A 24,020-nucleotide genomic window follows, 5' to 3' on the forward strand; every position below is an offset into this window, starting at 1 on the left:
CATCTGCCGTCAGTCTAAAGGAGACGAATGGGTGCCCGCGCCCGTTTCTGAGATGCCGCCTCAGCGAAATCCCGGCCGAACCACATGAGACGACGCCCGGCTTTTCGTCCCGTTCATCGCCAATGCTTGGAGCTTACCGACATGCAATCCGGTCTTTATGTTTCTCTGTCGTCGCAGATGGCCCTCGAAAAGCGTCTGAACACCATCGCAGACAACATGGCGAACGTGAATACGACCGGTTTTCGCGCCACCGAGGTGAAGTTCGATGAGATGGTGGCGAATACCAAGAACAAGCTGAACACCAAAGTCGCCTTCGTTTCCCAGGGCAACGACTATTTGAACGAGGGAAACGGCGAACTGCAACACACCGGCAACATGCTGGATTTCGCCATCAAGGGTGATGCCTGGTTTTCGCTCGATACGCCGGCCGGCCGCGTCCTGACGAGGGATGGCCGCTTCACGATCAAGGAAACCGGCGAACTTGTTTCGATCCGGGGATATCCGGTTCTCGACGCTGGCGGTGCCCCGATCCAGCTGAACACCAAAGGCGGCGAGCCTGCCGTCGGCACCGACGGCATCATCTATCAGGGCGACCGCCAGGTCGCTTCGCTCGGTCTGTTCGAGGCCGATATCAGCAAGGGTTACTTGCGCTACGAAAACAGCGGCATCATGACCACCGACCAGCCGCGCGCCGTTGTCGACCGCTTCAATGTCGGTGTCGAGCAGGGTTATCTCGAAAACTCCAACGTCAACGCCATGCGCGAGATCACCCAGCTGATCGAAGTCAACCGCGCCTTCGAAAGTGTCTCGTCGCTGATGCGCGACAGCGAAGATTCCTTCAAGGAAGCCGTCCAGACACTTGGGGGCAGCCGCTAGGCGAAAGTTGAAAGTTAAAGCATGAGCACCACGCTACTGTCTGAGGACGGCCTTTCCCCGAAGCTGGCGCATCTGGCGGGCCTCGTCGACCGATACGCATCGCCGGAGTTCGCAGTTGCCCATGGCGGTCGCGTGCAGACCATCGCCGCCGGCCATTACACGGTTCACGGCCTCTCCCGCCATGTTCGTCTCGGCGAGTTCGTGGCCCATAAATCCGCGACCGGCATCCATCTAGGCGAAGTCGTGCGCGTCGAGCCGGAACTGATCTATGTCTGCCCGATCGAACCCGGCGAGCCGATCGGCATACACGACACCGTCATCCGCAAGGGCGCCTTCCGCATTTCACCGTCTGACAGCTGGTGTGGGCGCACTGTCAACTCGCTGGGCGAACCGATCGACGGGCTGGGTCCGGTCACCGAAGGGCTCGATCGCCGCTCGATCTCCAATACCGCGCCGCCCTCGATGACCCGCAAGCGTGTCGAGACCGGCTTCAAGACGGGCGTGCGCGCGATCGACATCTTCTCGCCGCTCTGCCTGGGGCAGCGCCTCGGCATCTTCGCCGGCTCCGGTGTGGGCAAGTCGACGCTTCTGTCCATGCTCGCTCGCGCTGATGCTTTCGACAAGGTTGTTATTGCGCTCGTCGGCGAACGCGGCCGCGAGGTGCGCGAATTCATCGAGGATACGCTCGGCAGCAATATGAGGAAGGCCATCGCCGTCGTCGCAACCAGCGACGAGAGCCCGATGCTTCGCAAGATGGCGCCGCTGACGGCCGTCACCATCGCCGAACATTTCCGCGACAAGGGCGAGAACGTCCTCTTCATCGTCGACAGCGTCACGCGTTTCGCCCATGCGATCCGCGAGGTAGCGACCGCCTCCGGCGAACCGCCGATCGCGCGCGGCTATCCCGCTTCCGTTTTCACCGAGCTGCCACGTCTGCTGGAACGCGCCGGTCCCGGCCCCGAGGGCGCCGGAACCATCACGGCGATCATCTCGATCCTCGTCGACGGCGACAATCACAACGACCCGATTGCCGATTCGACGCGCGGCATCCTCGACGGTCATATCGTCCTGCAGCGCAGTCTCGCCGAAGAAGGGCGCTATCCTCCGATCGATCCGCTTGCCTCGATCTCGCGTCTTGCCCGCAAGGCCTGGACGCCGGACCAGGAAAAGCTGGTGTCGCGGCTGAAGGTGCTGATTCACCGCTTTGAAGAGACGCGCGACCTGCGCCTGATCGGCGGTTACCGCCAGGGTGCCGATCCCGATCTCGACATGGCGGTCAAGCAGGTGCCGATCATTTACGACGTCCTGAAACAGTCTCCGGGCGATCGCGACTCGCCCGATGCCTTTGCCGATCTCGCCGGCGCGCTCAAGGCTGCAGCCGGCATGGGCAATCAGGGCGGACCCATCCAGAGGAGATAGACGTGACTGAATTCGACGACGAACGCATCGCTTCCCTGAAGCAGCGCAGGAAAACCGTCATCCTGGATCGGCTGCTGACCTTCACCGGCCTGGCGCTTGCCGGCGCCTCCGCTTTCTTCCCCTGGTACGTGTTCTTCAACGCGGATAAGTTCGGCATCAATGTTGCCACCAGCAGCAATTCGCGCGAACTGCCGGATTGGCCGGCGCGCAACGTCTTCAGCGTCTCGCCGCTTGCCATGGTCAACAAGAACGAGGGGGAAAAAAAGGCCCCGCCGATTGATCCGCTGACGACCGCAACGGTGTCCGATCTCGGCAAGGAGCGCGATGGCGGCCCCATATTGGAGGATCAGCCCTTCCCCGGCAAATCATCCTTCCGCCTGCTGCATGTTTCCAACGGCCGGGCGCTGATCGAGGATCCCTCCGGGATGTATGTGGTGCGCATCGGCTCGATCCTGCCCGATGAAAGCCGCCTTGCGACGCTTGAGCAGCGCGACGGCAAATGGGTGATCGTCACCTCCAAGGGCGAGACCTACCAGAACAACTGAACCTGTCCGCAAAGCCAGGCAACAGGGGCTCCGCCGCGAACCGGCCGGAGCCCCTGTTCTTTTGCCCCTGTTCCTTTGATAGCGGCGGCGTTCGCACAAAAGCCTCGCGAAGCCTGAATTCCCGTAAGTCCCACGCAAGATTACCGCACTAGGTTCGGGACAGTAAAAACGGAGAGTTTCATGCAACCAATCCAACTTTTCGACTTGGCTTCGCGACAGGCGGAATGGCTGACGATTCGTCAGCAGGTTGTTGCCGGCAACATCGCGAATGCCAATACCCCGAAGTTCCACGCCAAGGACGTCACGCCCTTTGACGCTGTGCTCGACAAGTCCGACATCGCTATGGCGCGCACCAATCCGGCGCATCTCAGCGGTAACGATTTCAGCAACAGCGGCGATATCGACGTCAAGGACGCTGCACTCGACCAGGAAATCGGCGTTCAGGAATCCGGCAATACCGTCGGTTTGGCCGAGGAGCTTTCCAAGTCGGGCGATATCAAGCGCCAGTACGATCTGAACACCTCGCTGGTCAGTTCCTTCAACCGCATGATGTTGATGACCGTCAGAAGGTAAAGTCATGGATCCGCTTTCAGCAGCAATGAAAATCGCCGGCTCCGGGCTCGAAGCACAGTCAACGCGCCTGCGCATCGTCTCGGAAAACATTGCCAATGCCCGCTCGACCGGCGACACGCCCGGCGCCGAGCCTTATCGGCGCAAGACGATTACCTTCGGCCAGCAGATGGATCGCGCCAGCGGCGTCGAGACGGTCGGCGTCAAGAAGGTCGGCGTCGACGAAGGCGACTTCAGCACTGAATTCGATCCCACCAACCCGGCTGCGGACCAGAAGGGCGTCGTCAAACTGCCGAACGTCAACATCCTCGTCGAGATGGCCGACATGCGCGAAGCCAACCGCTCGTATGACGCCAATCTGCAGACCATCAAACAGACCCGCGATCTCATCTCCTCCACGATCGATCTCCTGAAGAGCCAATAATAATGATCAGCAGCGTCCAGAATGTCAGCAACCTTTCGATGACCCGCGCGCTCGGCGCCGTCGACACCGAAAATTCCGCCTCGTCGTCTGCCGCCACCATGCCGGGCGCCGCCGGTGCGGCCAATGGCATGAGCTTCGCCTCGGTCATGGGCAACATGGCGAGCGACGCGGTCAGCAGCCTGAAGGGTGCGGAAAGCATGTCCTTTGCCGGTATCAAGGGCACGGCGACGACGCGTGAAGTTGTCGATTCCATGCTCCAGGCCGAGCAGACGCTGCAGACCGCGATTGCCATCCGCGACAAGGTCGTCTCGGCCTTTCTCGAAGTCACCAAGATGCAGATGTAACTGATTTGAGGACGAACACATGAGAGCGCTCGCCATCGCAGCAACGGGCATGGATGCCCAGCAGACCAATCTGGAAGTCATCGCGAACAACATCGCCAACATCAATACGACGGGTTTCAAGCGCGCTCGCGCCGAATTCTCGGATCTTCTCTACCAGACCGAACGTGCCAAGGGTGTCGCCAACCGCGCCAATCAGGCCGTCGTTCCGGAAGGTGCCAATATCGGCCTCGGCGTCCAGACCTCGGCGGTCCGCAACCTGCATCTCCAGGGCGAACTGACCCAGACCGGCAACGATCTCGACGTGGCGCTGATCGGCAAGGGCTTCTTCCAGATCCAGTCGACCGACGGCACGACGCTTTACACCCGCGCCGGCGCCTTCAACAAGAACGACCAGGGCCAGCTCGTCACCATCGACGGCTACGAGGTCCTTCCTGGCATCACCATTCCAACAGGCTCGACCGAGCTGACGATCAGCCGCTCCGGCCAGGTTTCTGCCAAGCTGCCGGGTGCGACGGATGCGACCGTGCTGGGCCAGTTGACGCTTGCCGACTTCGTCAACGAGGCGGGTCTCCAGCCGCTCGGCGACAATCTCTTCCAGGAAACGCCGGCCTCCGGCGAAGCCGTCATCGGCAATCCCGATGAGGAAGGTTTCGCCTACATGAAACAGGGCTATCTGGAATCTTCGAACGTCGACCCGGTGAAGGAAATCACCGAGCTGATCTCGGCCCAGCGCGCTTACGAAATGAATTCCAAGGTGATCACCACCGCTGATGAAATGGCCTCCATCGTCAGCAAGAACCTGAAGTAAGGGAAGGGCCGAAACATGATGTTTTGCCGGGTAGGACACATCTCAGGATGGGTGGCGGCAGCCACGATCGCAGTCGCGGGCATTATCTTGCCTGCGGACGCGGATGCCGGCATGGGTTATGCCGTCGTCCCGACCACGATCATCTACCCCGGCGACACATTGTCGGCCAGCCAGCTTCAGGAGGTCGAGGTCACCAACCCCAACCTCGCCGGCGACTATGCCAAATCCGTTTCGCAGGTCGAAGGCATGGTTTCCAAGCGCACGCTGTTGCCGGGCCGCACCATCTCGGTTTCGGCCCTGCGCGAGGCCTATACCGTGACCCGTGGCTCTTCGATCCGCCTGGTCTTCTCGCTCGGCGCGATGACGATCTCCGCCGCCGGCACGCCGCTCGAAGATGGCGCGACGGGGCAGGTCGTCCGCGCGCGCAATATGGATTCCGGTGTCATCGTCAGCGGCACGGTGCTTGCGGACGGCACGGTCCATGTGAGGGCAAAATGAAATTGTTCTTCCGTTTCGTTACTCTTGTCGCGGTTCTCGCCATGAGTTTGGCTGATGTCGCGCCCGCCTGGGCGCTGACCTCCCGCATCAAGGACATCGCCTCCCTTCAGGCCGGCCGCGATAACCAGCTGATCGGTTATGGCCTCATCGTCGGCCTCCAGGGGACCGGCGACGGCTTCCGGTCCTCGCCCTTCACCGAGCAGTCGATGCGCGCGATGCTGCAGAATCTCGGCATCTCGACGCAGGGCGGCCAGTCGAACGCCAAGAACACGGCGGCCGTGATGGTCACCGCCAACCTGCCCCCTTTCGCAAGCCCTGGCAGCCGTATCGACGTGACGGTGAGCTCGCTCGGCGATGCGACGTCGCTGCGCGGCGGCACGCTCGTCATGACCTCGCTTTCCGGCGCCGACGGCCAGATCTACGCCGTCGCGCAGGGTGCTGCCATCGTTTCCGGTTTTCAGGCGCAGGGCCAGGCGGCGACCGTCACCGAAGGCGTCACCACCGCCGGCCGCGTGCCCGGCGGCGCGATTATCGAGCGCGAACTGCCGTCCCGCTTCAAGGATTCGGTCAATCTCGTCCTGCAACTGCGCAACCCCGACTTCTCGACGGCGATCCGTATCGCCGACATCGTCAATGGTTATGCCTCGGCGCGCTTCGGCGGCCCGGTTGCCGAAGCCAAGGATTCGCAGGAAGTCGTGATCCAGAAGCCGCGCACGGCCGATCTCACTCGGCTGATGGCCGACATCGAAAATCTCATCGTCGAGACCGATACGCCGGCCAAGGTGGTCATCAACGAACGCACCGGAACGATCGTCATCGGCTCGGACGTCCGCGTCTCGCCAGTTGCCGTCAGCTACGGAACCCTGACGGTTCAGGTCACCGAAACGCCGCAGATCATCCAGCCCGAACCCTTCTCGCGCGGCGTAACCGCGGTCCAGCCGCAGACCGATATCGCCGCGGAGCAGACCGGCGGGCGCGTCGCGATCATTGACGGCCCTGACCTCCGGACCCTCGTCGCCGGCCTCAACAACATCGGGGTGAAACCGGATGGTATTATCGCCATTCTCCAGGGCATCAAATCGGCAGGCGCCCTGCAGGCGGAGCTTGTGCTGCAATGATCAAGATCATCAACCCTGACATGACGGTCCTGCAATTGCTGCGCCGTCTGGCGCTGCCGGCCGCGGGCCTCGTCCTTCTGTCGATCCCCGGCGCCTTCGCGCAGGAACATGCGCCGGCTGGCGACATCACGTCCCAAGACGAGATCAAGCAGTTCTGTACCAACATTGCCGAGCCCGCCCGCGACCAGCGTTATCTCCTGCAGAAGCAGGAACTGGAAAAGCTTCGCGCCGACATCGACGCCCGCATGGCGGAGATGGACAAGCGCAAGGCCGAATATCAGGACTGGCTGAAGCGGCGCGACGATTTCCTGAAGCAGGCGGAAGCCGGCCTCACCGAGATCTACAAGAAGATGAAGCCGGATGCGGCCGCACTCCAGTTGCAGGACATGAAGATCGAGGTGGCCTCCGCCGTGATCATGCGGCTCGGCCCGCGGCAGTCGAGCCTCATCCTCAACGAGATGGACCCGCAGAAGGCCGCTGCCATCGCCAGCGTCATTGCCAGTGCGTCCGATCCCAATACGTCGAAGGATCCTTCATGAATATGCGTTTCCCGGCCGCGATCGCCGCCCTCGCACTCCTTGCAGGTTGCCAGTCTCCGACGGCGGTCAGCGAGATCGGCCGCGCGCCCGCCATGAGCCCGATCGGAAGCGGTCTTGCCTACGGCCAGACGCCGCAGATGGCGCTCTATCCGAAGCAGCCGCGCGCCGTGGCGCAGGGCTACTCGCTGTGGAGCGATTCGCAGGCCGCTCTCTTCAAGGATGCGCGCGCGCTCAACGTCGGCGACATCCTGACCGTCGACATCCAGATCAACGACAAGGGCTCCTTTGACAACGAGACCAACCGCAGCCGCAAGAATTCGAGCGGCATGAACTGGGACGTCAACGCCCAGATCTTCGGCTGGACGCCCGAGTCCAAGACCGATCTGACCTATGGCTCCGATACCAGCACCGACGGCAAGGGCAAGATCGAGCGCACCGATAAGCTCACCCTTCTGGTCGCCGCCGTCGTCACCGGCATTCTCGAGAACGGCAACCTCGTCATATCGGGCTCGCAGGAAGTCCGCCTGAACCAGGAACTGCGCATCCTGAACGTTGCTGGTATCGTTCGTCCGCAGGACGTCAATGCCGAAAACCAGATCTCCTACGACAAGATCGCCGAAGCCCGCATTTCCTATGGTGGCCGCGGCCGCCTGATGGAAGTGCAGCAGCCTCCGCGCGGCCAGCAGGCCGTCGATCTTTTCTCGCCGCTTTGAGGCTGAACGACGATGGCAGAACCAGACGCAAGCGCAGGCCAACCGAAGAAATCCGGCACGCTGATGACGATCATCGGCGTCGTCGTCCTGACCCTGCTCGGGGCCGGCGGCGGCTGGGCGGTCGGCACGATCGTCGCGCCCAACATCAAGGGTGCCAAGGAGGTCGAGCAGGCCAAGGATGCCGAGGCCAAGAAGAAGGCCGAGGAAGGTCTGGCGCGCATCTCGACCGAGGCCAACAACGTCGTCCAGCTCGAGCCGATCACCTCGAACCTCGCCTACCCCTCGGAAAACTGGGTGCGACTCGAAGTCGCGCTGCTGTTCAACGGGCCGCCGGATGTCAAGGTTTCCGAGGATATTCACCAGGATATCCTCGCCTATATCGGAACCGTTTCCCTTCAGCAGATCGAGGGGCCGCGCGGCTTTCAATATCTCAAGGATGACATACAGGAACGTGTTGACCTTCGCTCGCAAGGGCGGGTATCGAAGGTCATGTTCAGGACATTTGTCATCGAATGATTCGTCTCATAGTTTTCCTTGCCGCCATGATGGCGGTACCGGAACTGGCGGTGGCACAGCAGCTGCCGACTGACTTGTTGAACGTGCCCGTCGATGGCTCCGTCGCCGCCTGGATCATCCGCACATTCGGCCTGCTGACCATTCTTTCGGTCGCGCCGGGCATCCTGATCATGGTGACGAGCTTCCCGCGCTTCATCATCGCCTTCTCGATCCTGCGCTCAGGGATGGGCCTCTCCTCGACGCCTTCCAACATGATCCTTTTGTCGCTGTCGCTGTTCATGACCTTCTATGTCATGTCGCCGACCTTTGATCAGGCCTGGCAGAACGGCGTACAGCCGCTGCTTGCCAATCAGATCAACGAGACCGAGGCGGTCCAGCGTATCGCCGAACCCTTCCGCACCTTCATGGCGGCCAATACCCGCGACAAGGATCTGGCGCTCTTCGTCGATCTGGCGCGCGAACGCGGGCAGAATATCCAGACGACCAATCCGATCGACTACCGCGTGCTGATCCCGGCCTTCATGATTTCCGAAATTCGCCGCGGCTTCGAGATCGGCTTCCTCGTCGTGCTGCCGTTCCTCGTCATCGACCTCATCGTCGCCACAATCACCATGGCGATGGGCATGATGATGCTGCCGCCGACCTCGATCTCGCTGCCTTTCAAGATTCTCTTCTTCGTGTTGATCGACGGCTGGAACCTGCTCGTCGGCAGCCTGGTGCGCTCGTTCAGCTAGAGCGGTTCAGCTTTTAACGGAAGCGCAGAACCGCTCTATCCTTTTGTTTTTACGCAATTCCGGACGGAAAACCGCTTCGCACTTTTCCTGGAATTGCTCTAACCGGCTGCCGCAGCTTGATATTCGCCAATGAGAAAACCCGCCGGATCGCTCCGGCGGGTTTCTAATTGTGCAGCCATCCCAAAGTGTTGCAGCGCCCGTTGCGCGTCTGAACCGACGCGCAACGGAGTGCGGATCGAAAGCCTCACTCGGCCGCGAATGGCGCCGTGCGCGGCGGCAGCGCCGGAATGTCCATGTGATCGGGTGCAAGACCCTGCTTGGCACGCTCGGCCATGATTTCATAGGCCTGCTCCAGATGGTCGCAGAACCGTTCGGCATCGAAGAGCGGCGCGATATAACGCTTCTCCTTGAGATGCGCCTTGTATTGTGCGATCCGCGCGGGATTCTCAGCCAGTTCGACGGCAAGATCCTCATAGGCCTGCAGGTCGCTGGCCACGAGCTCGGGCAGGTCGATGGCCCTGAGCAGGCTCTCGCTGACGCGTGAGGCGAAGTTGGTGCCCTTGACGGTCAGGACCGGCAGGCCGCCCCAGAGCTGCTCCGAAGTGGTCGTGTGGCCGTTGACGGGGAAGGTGTCGATGCCGATGTCGGCCGCCTGCTGACGGTCGATGTGCTCTTCGTAGGGCGCGCGCGGGCAGAAGATGATCCGCTTGGCGGAGATCCCCGCCGCCTGGAATTGCTTCAAGAGGTTCGCCTGGTTGCGCGGCGTGTTCGCCATCAGCCAGAGCACGCTGTTTGGCGCGCGCTTGAGGATGCGGCACCAGCTGTCGATCGTCTCCGGCGTGATCTTGCGGTTGCCGTTGAAGGACGCGAAGATGAAGGCGTCTTCCGGCAGGCCGAGCTGCTCGCGGGTGACAGGACGCGGCTTCGGGCGATGCATCGGGTCGTTCGGCTGGTAGCTCTCCGGCAGCCGGCAGAATTTCTCATGGTAGAAGGGCTTGGCCACCTCGGGCAATACGGAATGGTCGCCGATGACGTAGTCGAGATCGATATTGACCGTGCTGCCGGGGAAACCGAGCCAGCCGACATGCACCGGCGCGAGCGGCAAATTGAAGGCCGACGCGCGGCTGCCCGAAGTATGGCCCTTCAGGTCGACCATGATGTCAATGTTATGCTCGCGCACCGCCGCCAGCATCCCCTGGTCGGAGAAGCCATGAACAGTAACGATCCGGCCCCAGCGGCTGCGATCGGTATTGTTGTGCTTGAGGTATTCAGGGCCAGTATGGCAGAAGAGCGTCACCTCGAACCGGTCCTTGTCGTGCAGTTCGAGGATGCGCTGCAAGAGCTTCATCGTGGCGTGGCGATCCCAGAAATCCGATGACATGTAGCCGATCCGGATCTTGTCCGACCAGCTGTGCGGCTGGTTGCGGCGGAGGGCCACCCGTTCCGGGTTGAGGGGGGTGGTGCCGATCGTCGCATATCGGTTGAAATCCTCGTTGCCGCACCAGTGCAGATGATAGAACGGGTTATCCTTGCGCAGGATCTCGACATCGCCCTTTGCGAGTGAGGCATCGATCACCGCCTGATGTTTGCTTGCCTCTTCGAACTCATTGAATTCGCGGGCGAAAACCAGATGCAGGAAGCGGAATGCAAGATTGCCTGGAAAGCGCTTGAAGAGGTTGCGCGAGAGGCTCTGGTTGGTTGCATCGTTCAGATCGTCGCTCAGTAGCAGGGCTGCCAGGCGCATATGATCGGGATTGGCGCTCTGCGACAGCACCGTCTTGAACGGGCGGATGATATCCCGCTGCTGCCGCTTCAGATAGATCGCGGTGATGATGAAGGCGAGTTCCGGGTCTTCCTGCGCCTTGCTAAGGTTTCGCATGGCGATCAGCAGAGCATCGTCCTCGCTGCCGGTCTCGTAGTGCAGCTTGGCCGCCTGTTTCTGGTATTCGTAGGAGTTCGGTCCTTCGCAGTTGCCGGCCAGGCCATAGGCTTTCGCGGCATCGGCCTTGAAGCCGAGCTGCACGAGGTTCTTGGCCAGCAGCGCATAGGTCTTGGCGTCCTGCTGAATATCCATCAGCTGGTTGAGCGTTGCCAAGGACTGTGTGTAGCGGCCCATCTGGTAATCCTTGGATGCCGCAGAGAACGAAACTTTGCTGTTCAAAACCCAACTCCGTGAAGGAAATGTTCTGGCGTCGACCGCCGAGGCACGGACAGGCCGTCCTCCGCAAAAACGGGAGGATCGGTCCGATGGTGCTATCCCGGCGCCTGCCACATTGGCATTCGAAGCTTGCTTGAAACCGGTGCGCTTGGTGAACCTCTGTTTTCGAGGGGAAATGCCGACTTTTGCCTAGGGAAAACGCCTGGTTTTCAAGAGAATTAGAGTGCCAAGGAATATATTCAGCAAGCATTAACTATCCCCTGCGAGGAGCCGGCCTGGGGCCTGTATTTTTAAGGAGTTGGCAAGCATTGGCTGCGAGATTGCCCTGGACATGACGGGTTTGGGCCAAACAAAAAAGGCGCCGAGTAGCATGAAGCTGGTCCGTCATCGCCGGTACTATAGTCCGGTATGTCCTCCTTTTTGTATCTAGTTTTCCAGGGGACAGACTTATGACAAGCATTAACACCAATACTTCCGCGCAGGCCGCTCTCCAGACGCTGCGTAGCGTTAACCAGAGCCTCAACAACACGCAGAACCACGTTTCTTCTGGTTACCGCGTTGAAAAGGCTTCGGACAACGCTGCTTACTGGTCGATCGCAACGACCATGCGCTCGGACAACAAGGCACTTTCCGCCGTTTCCGACGCTCTCGGCGTAGGCGCTGCCAAGGTCGACACCGCTTACACCGCCATGGACAGCGCCATCGATGTCGTCGGCGACATCAAGGCCAAGCTGGTTGCCGCGACTGAAAACGGCGTCGACAAGGCCAAGGTCCAGGAAGAAATCGGTCAGCTGCAGCAGCAGCTCCTGAGCATCTCTCAGTCGGCTTCCTTCAACGGCGAAAACTGGGTTGCCGGCGCCTCTGGCACCAAGAGCGTCGTCTCCTCGTTCGTCCGCGACGGCTCCAACGCCGTTTCGATCACCACGACCGACTACGTTCTCGACAGCGGCTCTGCGGGCAACGTTCTGTTCGGCATGAGCGGCGGTTCGGTCGAAACCTCCACCGGTATCCTCGGCACTTCGAGTGGTGCGACCGGTTCGATCTACGCGATGGACATCACCAACTTCACCGCCGGCCAGATCCAGTCGGCTCTGACCAACGTTGAAGCGGCTCTGAAGGCCATGACCAGCGCCGGCGCTGCTCTCGGTTCGCTCTCCAGCCGCATCGACGCCCAGGACGACTTCGTGTCTGCTCTCAGCGACTCGATCGACTCCGGTGTCGGCCGTCTCGTTGACGCCAACATGGAAGAAGAGTCCTCCAAGCTCAGCGCCCTGCAGACCCAGCAGCAGCTGGCGATCCAGTCGCTGTCGATCGCGAACTCCTCTTCGCAGAACATCCTGTCGCTCTTCCGCTAAGACCGGTCGGCACAAGGTTTCCAAGTTTCGCGGCCGGGTCATCCCCGGCCGCGAAATGTTTTAATATAAGGTTAATGAAAATCCTTCTAAGCCTCAGATATTTTTGAATAATTTCCGATCTCGATTTAGCTTTCTTTAACCATCTTGCTGTTTTCTAGGCCCATCGAAACGGCGAGTTAACCTTAACAGAGATGGTTAACAGGCATGATGCTGATCGCTGTGGGCCGGCCGAAATCCGGAATGTCCCTTCTTAAGATCTGCCAACAAGGGGCAAGCAAACTATGACGAGCATCAACACCAATAACGCTGCAATGGCAGCCCTCCAGACTCTCCGTGGTATCAACCAGGGTCTCCAGGAAACCCAGGCTCACGTTTCGTCCGGCTATCGCGTCGGCAAGGCTTCCGACAACGCTGCTTACTGGTCGATCGCAACGACCATGCGTTCGGACAACAAGGCACTTTCCGCCGTTTCCGACGCTCTCGGCCTCGGCGCTGCAAAGGTCGACACCGCTTACTCCGCCATGGACAGCGCTATCGATGTCGTCGGCGACATCAAGGCCAAGCTGGTTGCCGCGACTGAAAACGGCGTCGACAAGGCCAAGGTCCAGGAAGAAATCAGCCAGCTGCAGCAGCAGCTGATGAGCATCGCGCAGTCGGCTTCCTTCTCCGGTGAAAACTGGGTTGCCGGCGCTGACGGCACCAAGAACGTCGTTTCGTCGTTCGTCCGCGACGGCTCCAACGCCGTTTCGGTCGTGATGACCGACTATATTCTCGACGACAGCTCCACGGGCAACGTTCTGTTCGGTATGAGCGGCGGCTCGGTCGAAACCTCCACGGGCATCCTCGGTACTTCGAATGGTGCGACCGGTTCTGTCTACGCAATGGACATCACCAACTTCACCCTCGGCCAGATCCAGTCGGCTCTGACCAACGTTGAATCGGCTCTGAAGGCCATGACCAGCGCCGGCGCTCAGCTCGGCTCGATCTCCAAGCGCATCGAGCTGCAGGAAAACTTCGTGTCCGCCCTCAGCGACTCGATCGACTCCGGTGTCGGCCGTCTCGTTGACGCCAACATGGAAGAAGAGTCCTCCAAGCTCAGCGCCCTGCAGACCCAGCAGCAGCTGGCGGTCCAGTCGCTGTCGATTGCGAACTCCTCTTCGCAGACCATCCTCACGCTGTTCCGCGGCTAATAACCCTCGGAAATATCGGCCCGCCGGTCTCCGGCGGGCATCTCGGAATCGAGCCGCGCTTCAATGGAGCGCGGCTTTTTTAATTTCCGTTAACTGTTGATTAACCATAATGCTGTCTTCTGCGGTCAACGAGACGGCGAGTTAACCAAATTTAAGAACCGGTTAACAGGCATGAGGCTGATCCCCGTTCCCGGTAGCTTCCCGGAATGTCCCTTTTTTCCATTTGCCAACAAGGGGCAATCATTTCATGACCAGCATTTTGACGAACGTCGCGGCGATGGCCGCTCTTCAGACACTCCGCGGAATCAACGACAGCCTCGAGACGACGCAGAACCACGTATCGTCGGGTTACCGCGTCGAAAAGGCAGCCGACAACGCCGCCTACTGGTCGATCGCAACGACCATGCGTTCGGACAACAAGGCACTTTCCGCCGTTTCCGACGCTCTCGGCCTCGGCGCCGCCAAGGTCGACACCGCTTACTCCGCCATGGACAGCGCCATCGACGTCATCAGCGAAATCAAGGCGAAGATCGTCGCCGCGACCGAAAAGGGCGTCGACAAGACCAAGATTCAGGAAGAAATCAGCCAGCTGCAGCAGCAGCTTCTGAGCATCGCGCAATCGGCTTCCTTCTCAGGTGAAAACTGGGTTGCCGGCGCTGACGGCACCAAGAGCGTCGTTTCCACCTTCGTGCGCGATGGCAACGGCAATGTCTCGGTCAAGACAACGGACTACATTCTGAACTCGAGCTCCGCGGGCAACGTCCTCTTCGGCATGACCTCGACTGGCACGATCGAGACGAGCTCCGGCATTCTCGGCACTTCATCCGGCACGATCGGCTCGATCTACTCGATGGACATCAGCACTTTCGGCTCGGCTGAGATCTCCATGGCCCTGACGTCAATTGAGGCCGGCCTGGATGCGATGACCAAGGCTGCATCGCAGCTCGGCTCGATTTCCACTCGTATCGAGCTGCAGGAAAACTTCGTCGGCGCGCTCAGCGACTCGATCGACTCGGGCGTCGGCCGCCTCGTCGATGCCGATATGGAAGAGGAATCGAGCAAGCTGACGGCGCTGCAAACGCAGCAGCAGCTGGCCATCCAGTCGCTGTCGATCGCCAACTCCAGCGCTCAGAACATCCTCACGCTGTTCCGCAGCTAAATCTGGCGCTGAAGCTGGACCGAATCTTGCGCCACCGTCTGGCAGCAAGCGCAAAGCCTCCCGGACCGCGCCCGAAATGGCGCGGTTCTTTCTTTTATATCAATGCTTTGGTCGACATTTCGATCGCTGCGCCAGGCTCAGTGCTGCGCTCTTGCCCAATAGGTTGGTATCGAGTTAACTTCGCCTCGAGTTGATTTGCTTTTGCGACACGCCGGTAGAAACTCTGCCGGAGGCATGACGCCAGTTCAGTCGCCGCCGGTAATCCGGCCTGCCCTTTCACCCCGATTCCGAGACCTGTCGATGACCGTTAAGATTACCAGCGCGGCCGCGGTGAATGCGCTTGCGGTGCTGCGCAGCATCAACAAAGAAGCCAACCAGACCCAACAGCAGGTGTCCTCGGGATATCGTATCGAGACGGCCGCCGACGATGCGTCCTACTGGTCGGTCGCGACCGTCATGCGTTCGGACAGCACCAATCTCGGAACGATCGGAGATGCGCTCGGTCTCGGCGCTGCCAAGGTGGATGCGACCTACACGGCGATGGACTCGGCGATCGATCTCATCGGCCAGATTCGCGCCAAGCTGGTTTCGGCAAGAGAGCCAGGCGCCGACAAGGACAAGATCAACGCCGAGATCAGCGAATACAAAGAGCAGTTGCAGACGGTCGTCGAATCGACGTCGTTTGCGGGTGAAAACTGGCTGTTGAACGGTGACACCGCTGCGCCGCCGACATGGCAGGTCATCTCGGGTTTCGTGCGCGCTCCGACCGGCGAATATCAGGCCCAGACCATCGATTTTCCATCCTCGCAGACCATCCTCATCGACAAGAACAATGCGAGCGGCGGCCTGCTGACCAAGCCGGTCGATGCCAATGCGATCAATAACAGCGGCACGACGTCGCGGAACTATTATCTGCTGAACGCCAACTCCACCACGCCGGCGACAGGTACGGAAATTGCGATTGGCAAGACCACGACCGATGCACAACTCACCGACATGCTTGACGTCACCGACTCGCTGCTCTCCTCGCTGACGACGACGGCCGCGTCCATCGGGGTGATGAAGACGCGCATCGATGATCAGATCGACTATACCGCCGATCTGTCCGATTCGATCGACAAGAGCGTCGGTGCGCTCGTCGATACCGACATGGACGAGGCTTCGATTCGGCAGAAGGCGATCGAAACCCAGAAACAAATGGCCGTCGAAGCGATCTCGATCCTCAACACGGCCGCAAGCAAGATCCTGATACTGCTGGAATAGGGGCGGGCGCGATCACGGGTGGCGGCGGCGCCATTCATCCTCGCGCAAGTTTGACTTCCTAGTTTCCGGCATGAAGGCATCGTCCGAATCCGTGCCGGCGCAAGGTCAGGCCCTTGTCCGTTTCGAAGGGGATGGCGGCGCGCAAGGTCACTTTGAGCGGGGGCGGGCATGTTGCATGCCTCCCGAATGCTGGATGGTTTTTTATGAGCATTTCGCTTTCCCGGTATTTGAAGGATTTCGGTGAACCGGAATCGTCAGCGCCGATCCTCGACATGGATGATTTCGGCGGCGACGCTTTCCCCGAAATGCCGAGCGAACCGGCGATCGATATCGAGGCAGAGCGCCGCGAAGCCTATGCGGAAGGTCATGCCGCAGCGACCGCGGAATTGACTGACAAATACGAACTCGAGGCGCGGACGCTGGCGGAGGTCCATGCGCGTGAACTCGAGGAACTGAAACTTCGCTACGAAGTCGAGGCGGCGGCGGTCATTGCATCCCGCATCCGCGATATCGCCGAAGAGGTGGCGCAACTGGTCAGCGCCGGCGCCGCGTCCGCCATCGCGCCTGTGATGACGGACGCGCTCGCCGCCAAGGCCGCCGAAAGCCTCGCCACCCTGCTGCGCGACGCGATCCTCGAAGGCGCGGCCGGAGCGATCGTCGTCAGAGGCCCGACCCGGCTTTTCGACATAGTGAAGGCCGAGCTCGGCGAACATGCCGGGGCGGTTCGCCACATTGAGACCGACGATATCGATCTTGCCGTCGAAATCGGTGAATCCGTCATCGTCACCCGTATGTCCGCCTGGGCAGCCAGCTTGAAGAAAGTTCTCGAATGAGCGAAGGCGAAAACCACCACCACGGCAAGAACGAGATCATCATCGTCAAGAGACATGGCGGCGGTGATCACGATGGCGCCCATGGCGGTGCGTGGAAAATTGCCTATGCCGACTTCATGACGGCGATGATGGCGTTCTTCCTGGTCATGTGGCTGGTCAATGCCGCCAACGAGGAGACCAAGGCGTCGGTCGCGACCTATTTCAATCCGATCAAACTCTCCGACGAAAAGCCCACCGAGAAGGGCCTGAAGAAGCCCGTCGACAACGCCGAGGGCGAAGAGAAGCAGGAGAAGTCGAAGCAGAAGGAAGAAGATCCGAACGACGGCAAGGCTGCGGCCGATGGTGACGACCAGACATCGACATCAGGCGACCAAACCAATTATTCCGAGGCCGATTTCTTCGAAAATCCTTATTCGGTTCTTGCCGAGATCGCCCAGGAGGTCGGCCAGCAGGCCAATGTCAGCGCCAAGGGCGACGGCGGTGCCGCCGATTCCGGCCCGGCCACCGGCGCCGATGGCGGCGAGGCCTATCGTGATCCCTTCGATCCGGATTTCTGGACGAAGCAAGTCGAGGTCACGACGGCCGGCAAGACGTTGCCGCCCGGCAAGAGCGACGACCAGCAGGCGGTCGAGAGCGAGACAAGCGAGATCGCCAAGGTCGAGGATATGAAGCCGATACCGCTGACCACCGATCAGAAGGCCGCCAAGGAAACCAAAGAAACTAAGGAAACCAAGGGCCCGGTCGAAGCCAAGGACAGCAAGTCGCCTGAGGGCAAGAAAGCCGACGCTCAGAAAGACGCCGATCATCAGAAGGATGCGGACAAGAGTGCCGCCGAGACCGAGCAGCAGCAGAAGAAGGAAGCCGAGCAGCTGCAGGCGCAGATCGCCCAGCAGATCGGCGGTGTCGCCGGCAAGCTCGCCGAAGGTCTGACCGTGACGGCGTCCGAGGGCGGATTGCTGGTCAGCATCTCCGACCAGACCGACGATTCGATGTTCAATATCGGTTCTGCGGTTCCGCGCCAGGAGATGGTGCTCGCCATGGAAAAGATCGGTGCGATCCTGAAGGCGAGGGGTGGTGCGATCGCCATCCGCGGCCACACGGACGGGCGCCAGTATAAGGGCACGCAGAACGAGAATTGGCGGCTTTCGATGGATCGCGCCCAGAGCGCCTACTACATGCTTGTGCGCGGCGGGCTCGACGAGAAACGCATCTCCCAGGTTTCTGGCTTCGCCGACCGTCGGCTGAAGCTGCCGTCTGACCCGTTCAACGCGACCAACCGCCGGATCGAGATTCTGGTGCAGGCGGATCAAGGATAGTCGAATGGCGCGTCGGCAGCATCGCTACGTCGGATTTGTGGCCCTTGGCCTGGCGATGCTTTCGCCGGCAGCAGGCAATGCACAGGATCCGGATGATCTCGCGCCGTACAAGATGCTGCGGTCGCTGCAATTCGTGCAGGATTCCGTCGTCAGCGGCGATCATTCGGCCGGCGAGATGCAGCGCTTCATGCTGGGCACGATCGACGAGCGGTTGCGCACTGTCGATCCTTCGACGTTCGACGACGATCGCAATGTAGACGCAGCGCTGATCTACGCGATGAGCGGCGGCAATCCCCAGACGCTCGAATATCTGATCGCCCACGACGTCAACGGCTATTTCGACAACCGCGTCACCGATGTGCTGCGCAAATATCTGAGCGGCAAGGGGCTGCTTGTCGCCAAGACGCTGGAGGAGACGGCCAGGGAATATCGCGACAAGAAGATCGGCCCCTATCTTGCGCTGATCGGCGGCAACGTGCTGATCGCGACGAAACCGTCAGACGCGCTGGATCTCTACGACCAGGCGCGTCTTGCAGCACCCGGTACGATCGTCGAGGAGGCGGCGTTGCGCCGCTCGGTCGCCATCTGCGTCGACAAGGGGATGCTCGACAAGGGAATGGCCTATTCCCAGCGTTATGTCAGACGCTTCCTGCATTCGCCCTATGCCAGCCAGTTCGCCGATCTTTTCGTCACGCTCGTCGTCGGCCACGATCACGACGTGAAACCGCAGGACGTCATCGATATCCTGTCCTTCATGGACGCTCCGCGCCAGCGCGAGGTCTATCTGCGCATCGCCCGCGCCGCCGCGATATCAGGCAAGCCGGAGCTGGCGCGCATGGCGGTCGGACGGGTGCAGTCGCTTGGCGGCGGCACCGACAATGCCTTCGGTCCGCTCGCGGATTTCTATGGCGGCATGGCCGGCCTTCCCACAGAGGATATCGACCGGGCGGCGAAGAATGTCAGCGGCATCGACGGCAACACACTTTCGCCGCGGGATCAGGCGCTGCAGGAGGCCGCGCGATCCGTTGCCGAGCAGATCCTGCGCGCTCCCGAGCCGGCAAGCTTGACGCAAGCCTCCAACCCTAACACTGATCATCAAGAAATCACTTCTGAAAAGGCTGTGGCAATAGCCACGCAATCGGAAGCGCCAGGCGCGCTTCCCGAGCCTGTTCCGGGAGGTGTGGCATCGACTGGCCAGAGCCAGGATACCGACCCCTCATTCAACGCATTTGTGACGACCAATCGATCCAAGCTCGACGAGATCGACGGTCTTCTGGCGCAGGAAGGCAACGAACAATGATGGATATGAGCGTCTCGGGCGGAGCCCCCGGTGCGGAGTCCGCCGCGATTGCGAAATCTGCGCGACCGGCCGGAAAAGACGATGCCGCCGGCCAAAAGAATGGCTTCTCCGACGCGCTGGCCAAGGCGAGCAGCGGTACCGCCAATGACGATGCCGATGATGCGCAGGGGGATCAGGGCGTGGTTGCCGATGGAAGCGCCGACAAAGTGGCGCAGACGATCCGCGGCCGCAGCAGCGCAAAGCCATTGATCGATCTTAGCGACGCCGCGCTGAAGGCGCAGGCTGATGTTCAGCCGGCAACGATCGCCAGTGTCGACAAGGTCGCAGCAAAACCCGCAAAGGCTGAGGTCAAAGTGCCGGCAGATCTCGCCTTGGGCAAGCTCGATCCGAAGGACCGTTCCGCAGATGAGGTCGCTCCGGCCGCTAAGGGCGCCAAGCACGGCAAGGGCGACGCATTGGAAACCGACACGGACAAGATCAGCGATGACGATGACGGCGGCATTTCGGATGTTCTCGGCTTGCTGAAGCAGGAACCTGCCGATGGTGCAGTGACTTTGCCGGCGGCGGCAGCCGCGCATCACGTCTCCGCCAAGGTCGATGAGGCTGGAACGGCCGACAAGAAGCTCGACGGTATCGACGCCAAGATGGGCGGCCATGCGTCCGACGCCCTGGCGGCGGTCAGCAGCAACATCGAGAGCGGCAAGGCGGATGACAGCAAGGTTCCCGGATCGGAGAATGCCGAAGCCGCCGATGGCAAGACATTCAGGATCAGCCGCGCCGATGGCCGCGGCGTGTCGATGGATGTTCACATCGGCACCGATCAGGCCGGACCGAAGGATGGTTCGAAGAAAGCCGATGTCGAAAACGTTTCAGTGCTCGAATCGCGACGCTATATCGGCCTGATGCAGAATTCGAATTCCGCCGCCGTGACCGCTGCTCTCTCGGGCGATTCCGAATGGGCGCGCGCCATGGAGCCGAGCTCGGCGCTCTCCAACGCAGCGGAATGGACGAGCACCGGCAAGGTGGTCAATACGCTGAAGATCCAGATGAACCCGCTCGACCTCGGTCTGGTGACGGCGACCATGCGCCTGTCCGGCGACGCTCTGAACGTCGACCTCAAGGTCGAAACCGGGGCGGCTTATCGTCAAATGAAGGAGGATCACGGCAAGATTCTCGAAGCTCTGCGCAGCCAGGGCTACGCGGTCGAAAACGTCACCATCAGCATGGCGCCTGTCGAGCGTCCCGACGCCGGCAACCAGGCGGGCAGCCAGGCCTCTCAGCAGCAGTCGCTCCCCCAGCAGGGGCAGGGCGGCGAGGCGCGCGAGCGCCACAATCAGACGGCACAGCGGACGGACGGAGGCTTCAATGGCGCAGGCGAGACGGGTATTGAAGACGCTCGTGCTGGCGGTAGCAGCGGCACTGGCGGCGTTTACCTCTGAGGCGGTCGCTTCTACCGGCGCCTGCGAGCGCGAGATCCAGTCGGCAGCGGCCAAATACGGTATCCCGGAAGGCATCCTCTATTCGGTCGGCCTGACGGAGACCGGCCGCAAGGGCTCACTCTATCCCTATGCCATGAACGTCGAAGGCAAAGCGATCTTTCCGCCCTCGGAGCAGGACGCGATGAGACAGTTCGATGTCGCCCGCAACAGCGGCGCGAAGCTCATCGACATCGGTTGCATGCAGATCAACCATTACTTTCACGGCGAGAATTTCCGCTCCGCTGAGGAGATGTTCGACCCGCATCGCAACGTGGAATATGCTGCAAAATTTCTCCGCAACCTACATGACCGTCACGAGACATGGACGATGGCGGTAGCCAGATACCATGCCGGACCCAACAATAATCCGGCACAGAAGCAATATGTCTGCCGCGTCATCGCCAATCTGGTCGCCACGGGCTACGGCAAGTGGACTCCCAATGCGAGTAACTTTTGTCAAAATTGATTCAACCAAAGATGGAAGAGGCATATTGTGACGAAACTGTGTCACAATGTGGCAGGAATCCGGCGTGAATCCTGTGCGCAAGCCATAATTAACGGACCGTTAACTTTTCCACGAAATTTTGGTGTGCATAAACAGGTGCACCCACTAGATATAGATCAAATCGCTACCCAGATCTTAATCAATTATTAGTTTCTGCCATTAACTTTAACGAGTTGTCGCCGATTCGTGCGATTCGTACCCATAGATCATCGAAGTGCCACACTGATTCGGAGGCGGACGAATGATCGTAGTGGTTGATGAGCGTGAGCTCGTGAAAGATGGATACACATCTCTGTTTGGTCGTGAGGGCATTCCCTCCACCGGCTTTGATCCAGCGGAATTTGGCGAGTGGGTACAGACCGCCGCCGATTCCGATATAGCTGCAGTCGAGGCCTTTCTGATCGGTCAGGGCCAACGCAACTTCGAACTGCCCCGGGCGATCCGGGATCGGTCGATGGCGCCGGTGATTGCGGTCAGCGACCAGCACTCGCTCGAAAACACCCTCGCGCTGTTCGACTGCGGCGTCGACGACGTGGTGCGCAAACCAGTGCATCCCCGCGAAATCCTTGCAAGAGCGGCTGCGATCCGGCGCCGGCTGAAGGCGATCACCAATTACACAGAGATCGGCGGGATCCGCGTCTTCTCGGATGGCCGTGACCCCGAGATCAACGGCGAAGTCTTCGCGCTTCCCCGGCGCGAGCGCCGCATCCTCGAATATTTGATCGCCAATCGCGGTCGCCGGGTCACCAAGACCCAGATTTTCAACGCCATCTACGGCATCTTCGATGAAGAGGTCGAGGAGAACGTCGTCGAAAGCCACATCTCGAAGCTGCGCAAGAAGCTGCGCAAAAAGCTCGGCGTCGATCCGGTCGATTCCAAGCGCTTCCTTGGCTACTGCATTGATTGGGCCTGATTTTCTCGGCCGGGCGCCGGTGTCCGGCTGAACCTCATAGTTGGCCTCGCAACTCGCCATGACAGACAGCTTCACGCAAGGCCCGACAAATACTCTCGTGCATAACAGGTAAAACGAGGTTTTCAGATGAGCATTTTCGGCAGCATGAAGACGGCAGTATCGGGGATGAACGCGCAGGCCAACCGCCTCAGCACCGTCGCCGACAACATCGCCAACGTTAACACCACCGGTTACAAGGCTGTGTCGACGAGCTTCTCGTCGCTGGTTCTGCCCTCCTCGGGCGGCAACTACAATTCCGGCGGCGTTCAGACCTCCGTCCGCCAGGCCGTCTCCGACCAGGGCGACATTTCCTACACCACTTCGGGTACCGATCTTGCTATCTCGGGCGATGGCTTCTTCATCGTTCAGGGTGCGGACGGCACGCCGGTTCTGACCCGCGCCGGCGACTTCACCAAGGACGACGAAGGCAACCTCGTCAACGCCGCCGGCTTTCAGCTGATGGGTTATTCCTACGACTCCGGCGCCCCTGCCGTCGTCGTCAACGGCTTCGATGGCCTCGTTCCCGTCAACGTTAACCAGGATGGCTTGACCGCCATCGCCTCGACATCGGGTGTCTTCAAGGGCAATCTCGATTCCAACGCCAAAATCGCTCCGGTCGCTCCTGCGACGCTGCCGAGCGCCAACGCCGCGACCACGACGACCGACACCAAGAAGGTCTCGATGGTCGCCTATGACCGCCTCGGCAACAAGGTGATGTACGACTTCTACTTCACGAAGCAATCAGTCGTTACGCCGCCGCCGGCAACGCCCGCTACGGCTGCCACCTGGGAAGTGGCAATGTTCCGCAACGCCAATGCGGCGGTCGGCGGAACAACCTCCTTCCCCTACACCGCCGGTGGCGCTGTCGGCACCGGAACGCTCACCTTCGACGCCAACGGCAAGATGACCTCGAGCGGCGCCGTTAACATCGTCGATACGGTGACCGGCCAGACGATCGCCATGGATTTGTCCGGCTTCACGCAGCTCGGCGCCGACTTCTCTGGTACCGGTACGCCGAACGGCCAGGCCGCGACCCCGGTGAAGGACGTCACGATCGACGGCGACGGCATCGTCTACGCCAAGTATGAAGACGGCAGCACCAAGCCGCTCTATCGGATTCCGCTCGCCAACGTCGCGAGCCCCGACAAGCTGACGCTGATGAGCGGTAACGTCTACAGCGCCAACGGCCAGTCCGGCGTCACCGTCACCGGCTTCCCGCAGACCAACGGTCTCGGCACTATCAAATCAGGCGCTCTCGAAGGTTCGAACGTCGACCTCGCCGGCGAGCTGACCGAGATGATCGAATCGCAGCGCAGCTATACCGCCAATTCCAAGGTCTTCCAGACGGGGTCCGACATTATGGACGTCCTCGTCAACCTCAAGAGATAAGCAAGGTACCGGGTAAGC

Annotated in this window: 25 protein-coding genes; 24 read left to right on the plus strand and 1 reads right to left on the minus strand. The window is 60.6% G+C overall.

Annotation, left to right across the window (positions count from 1 at the left end; translation table 11 throughout):
* The first annotated feature begins 141 nt into the window (after nucleotides 1-141).
* From flgF to fliP, 13 genes are all read left to right on the plus strand, one after another.
* Nucleotides 142-876, plus strand: a complete 735-nt coding sequence (gene flgF, locus U5G49_RS01700; protein ID WP_028734025.1) for a flagellar basal-body rod protein FlgF — start codon at nucleotides 142-144, stop codon at nucleotides 874-876.
* A gap of 21 nt (nucleotides 877-897) precedes the next feature.
* A complete protein-coding gene (gene fliI / locus U5G49_RS01705) occupies nucleotides 898-2,295 on the plus strand; it encodes a flagellar protein export ATPase FliI (protein WP_018244807.1) in 1,398 nt (465 codons plus the stop codon).
* Nucleotides 2,296-2,297: 2 nt separating this feature from the next.
* On the plus strand, nucleotides 2,298-2,840 hold the full coding sequence (locus U5G49_RS01710; RefSeq protein WP_193446809.1) for a flagellar protein: 543 nt from the start codon (nucleotides 2,298-2,300) through the stop codon (nucleotides 2,838-2,840).
* A gap of 180 nt (nucleotides 2,841-3,020) precedes the next feature.
* Complete coding sequence (flgB, locus tag U5G49_RS01715; protein ID WP_027685990.1) at nucleotides 3,021-3,413, plus strand: flagellar basal body rod protein FlgB; 393 nt, start codon at nucleotides 3,021-3,023, stop codon at nucleotides 3,411-3,413.
* Between the two features lie 4 nt (nucleotides 3,414-3,417).
* Nucleotides 3,418-3,834, plus strand: a complete 417-nt coding sequence (gene flgC, locus U5G49_RS01720; protein ID WP_193446810.1) for a flagellar basal body rod protein FlgC — start codon at nucleotides 3,418-3,420, stop codon at nucleotides 3,832-3,834.
* 2 nt (nucleotides 3,835-3,836) lie between these two features.
* Nucleotides 3,837-4,178 carry a flagellar hook-basal body complex protein FliE gene (locus U5G49_RS01725; RefSeq protein WP_028734021.1) on the plus strand — a complete coding sequence of 114 codons (342 nt, stop codon included), beginning with the start codon at nucleotides 3,837-3,839 and terminating at the stop codon, nucleotides 4,176-4,178.
* A gap of 19 nt (nucleotides 4,179-4,197) precedes the next feature.
* Nucleotides 4,198-4,986, plus strand: coding sequence for a flagellar basal-body rod protein FlgG (flgG, locus tag U5G49_RS01730; protein WP_028734020.1), 789 nt, complete (start codon nucleotides 4,198-4,200; stop codon nucleotides 4,984-4,986).
* A 15-nt stretch (nucleotides 4,987-5,001) separates the two neighbouring features.
* Nucleotides 5,002-5,484, plus strand: coding sequence for a flagellar basal body P-ring formation chaperone FlgA (gene flgA / locus U5G49_RS01735; protein WP_131647253.1), 483 nt, complete (start codon nucleotides 5,002-5,004; stop codon nucleotides 5,482-5,484).
* Nucleotides 5,481-6,602, plus strand: coding sequence for a flagellar basal body P-ring protein FlgI (locus U5G49_RS01740; protein WP_027685986.1), 1,122 nt, complete (start codon nucleotides 5,481-5,483; stop codon nucleotides 6,600-6,602). Before flgA ends, U5G49_RS01740 begins: the two co-directional genes overlap by 4 nt.
* Nucleotides 6,599-7,141 (plus strand): MotE family protein, encoded by a 543-nt coding sequence (locus tag U5G49_RS01745; RefSeq protein ID WP_018445813.1) that lies wholly within the window; start codon nucleotides 6,599-6,601, stop codon nucleotides 7,139-7,141. The genes U5G49_RS01740 and U5G49_RS01745 overlap by 4 nt, the downstream gene beginning before the upstream one ends.
* Nucleotides 7,138-7,854, plus strand: a complete 717-nt coding sequence (flgH, locus tag U5G49_RS01750; RefSeq protein WP_003556536.1) for a flagellar basal body L-ring protein FlgH — start codon at nucleotides 7,138-7,140, stop codon at nucleotides 7,852-7,854. The genes U5G49_RS01745 and flgH overlap by 4 nt, the downstream gene beginning before the upstream one ends.
* 12 nt (nucleotides 7,855-7,866) lie before the next feature.
* Entirely contained in the window at nucleotides 7,867-8,370 is a 504-nt protein-coding gene (locus tag U5G49_RS01755) for a flagellar basal body-associated FliL family protein (protein WP_193446811.1), read from the plus strand.
* Nucleotides 8,367-9,104 (plus strand): flagellar type III secretion system pore protein FliP, encoded by a 738-nt coding sequence (fliP, locus tag U5G49_RS01760; RefSeq protein ID WP_018244816.1) that lies wholly within the window; start codon nucleotides 8,367-8,369, stop codon nucleotides 9,102-9,104. Before U5G49_RS01755 ends, fliP begins: the two co-directional genes overlap by 4 nt.
* 244 nt (nucleotides 9,105-9,348) lie before the next feature.
* Here the strand turns inward: fliP and U5G49_RS01765 are convergent, their stop codons facing one another.
* The gene (locus tag U5G49_RS01765) at nucleotides 9,349-11,265 is read right to left on the minus strand and encodes an O-linked N-acetylglucosamine transferase, SPINDLY family protein (protein WP_065276529.1); all 1,917 of its coding nucleotides are present in this window, start codon (nucleotides 11,263-11,265) and stop codon (nucleotides 9,349-9,351) included.
* A gap of 446 nt (nucleotides 11,266-11,711) precedes the next feature.
* Between U5G49_RS01765 and U5G49_RS01770 the strand changes: the two genes are divergently transcribed.
* From U5G49_RS01770 to U5G49_RS01820, 11 genes are all read left to right on the plus strand, one after another.
* Nucleotides 11,712-12,617 (plus strand): flagellin N-terminal helical domain-containing protein, encoded by a 906-nt coding sequence (locus tag U5G49_RS01770; RefSeq protein WP_018244818.1) that lies wholly within the window; start codon nucleotides 11,712-11,714, stop codon nucleotides 12,615-12,617.
* A 281-nt stretch (nucleotides 12,618-12,898) separates the two neighbouring features.
* Nucleotides 12,899-13,807 (plus strand): flagellin N-terminal helical domain-containing protein, encoded by a 909-nt coding sequence (locus U5G49_RS01775; RefSeq protein WP_018244819.1) that lies wholly within the window; start codon nucleotides 12,899-12,901, stop codon nucleotides 13,805-13,807.
* 247 nt (nucleotides 13,808-14,054) lie between these two features.
* A complete protein-coding gene (locus U5G49_RS01780; protein ID WP_018445808.1) occupies nucleotides 14,055-14,966 on the plus strand; it encodes a flagellin N-terminal helical domain-containing protein in 912 nt (303 codons plus the stop codon).
* A 300-nt stretch (nucleotides 14,967-15,266) separates the two neighbouring features.
* Nucleotides 15,267-16,229, plus strand: a complete 963-nt coding sequence (locus U5G49_RS01785; RefSeq protein ID WP_018244821.1) for a flagellin N-terminal helical domain-containing protein — start codon at nucleotides 15,267-15,269, stop codon at nucleotides 16,227-16,229.
* Between the two features lie 203 nt (nucleotides 16,230-16,432).
* Nucleotides 16,433-17,062, plus strand: a complete 630-nt coding sequence (locus U5G49_RS01790; protein WP_193446812.1) for a hypothetical protein — start codon at nucleotides 16,433-16,435, stop codon at nucleotides 17,060-17,062.
* Complete coding sequence (locus tag U5G49_RS01795; RefSeq protein ID WP_193446813.1) at nucleotides 17,059-18,378, plus strand: MotB family protein; 1,320 nt, start codon at nucleotides 17,059-17,061, stop codon at nucleotides 18,376-18,378. The genes U5G49_RS01790 and U5G49_RS01795 overlap by 4 nt, the downstream gene beginning before the upstream one ends.
* A gap of 4 nt (nucleotides 18,379-18,382) precedes the next feature.
* Complete coding sequence (gene motC / locus U5G49_RS01800; RefSeq protein ID WP_193446814.1) at nucleotides 18,383-19,678, plus strand: chemotaxis protein MotC; 1,296 nt, start codon at nucleotides 18,383-18,385, stop codon at nucleotides 19,676-19,678.
* Entirely contained in the window at nucleotides 19,675-21,117 is a 1,443-nt protein-coding gene (fliK, locus tag U5G49_RS01805) for a flagellar hook-length control protein FliK (RefSeq protein WP_193446815.1), read from the plus strand. The genes motC and fliK overlap by 4 nt, the downstream gene beginning before the upstream one ends.
* On the plus strand, nucleotides 21,065-21,622 hold the full coding sequence (locus U5G49_RS01810; protein WP_112905974.1) for a transglycosylase SLT domain-containing protein: 558 nt from the start codon (nucleotides 21,065-21,067) through the stop codon (nucleotides 21,620-21,622). The genes fliK and U5G49_RS01810 overlap by 53 nt, the downstream gene beginning before the upstream one ends.
* A 280-nt stretch (nucleotides 21,623-21,902) precedes the next feature.
* Nucleotides 21,903-22,574: a transcriptional activator Rem gene (gene rem / locus U5G49_RS01815; RefSeq protein WP_003545558.1), complete on the plus strand. Its 672-nt coding sequence runs from the start codon at nucleotides 21,903-21,905 to the stop codon at nucleotides 22,572-22,574.
* 126 nt (nucleotides 22,575-22,700) lie between these two features.
* Nucleotides 22,701-24,002, plus strand: coding sequence for a flagellar hook protein FlgE (locus tag U5G49_RS01820; RefSeq protein WP_018072584.1), 1,302 nt, complete (start codon nucleotides 22,701-22,703; stop codon nucleotides 24,000-24,002).
* Nucleotides 24,003-24,020 lie beyond the last annotated feature (18 nt).

It is taken from the genome of Rhizobium indigoferae, from assembly GCF_034554815.1.
GTDB classification, from domain to species: Bacteria; Pseudomonadota; Alphaproteobacteria; order Rhizobiales; family Rhizobiaceae; genus Rhizobium; species Rhizobium leguminosarum.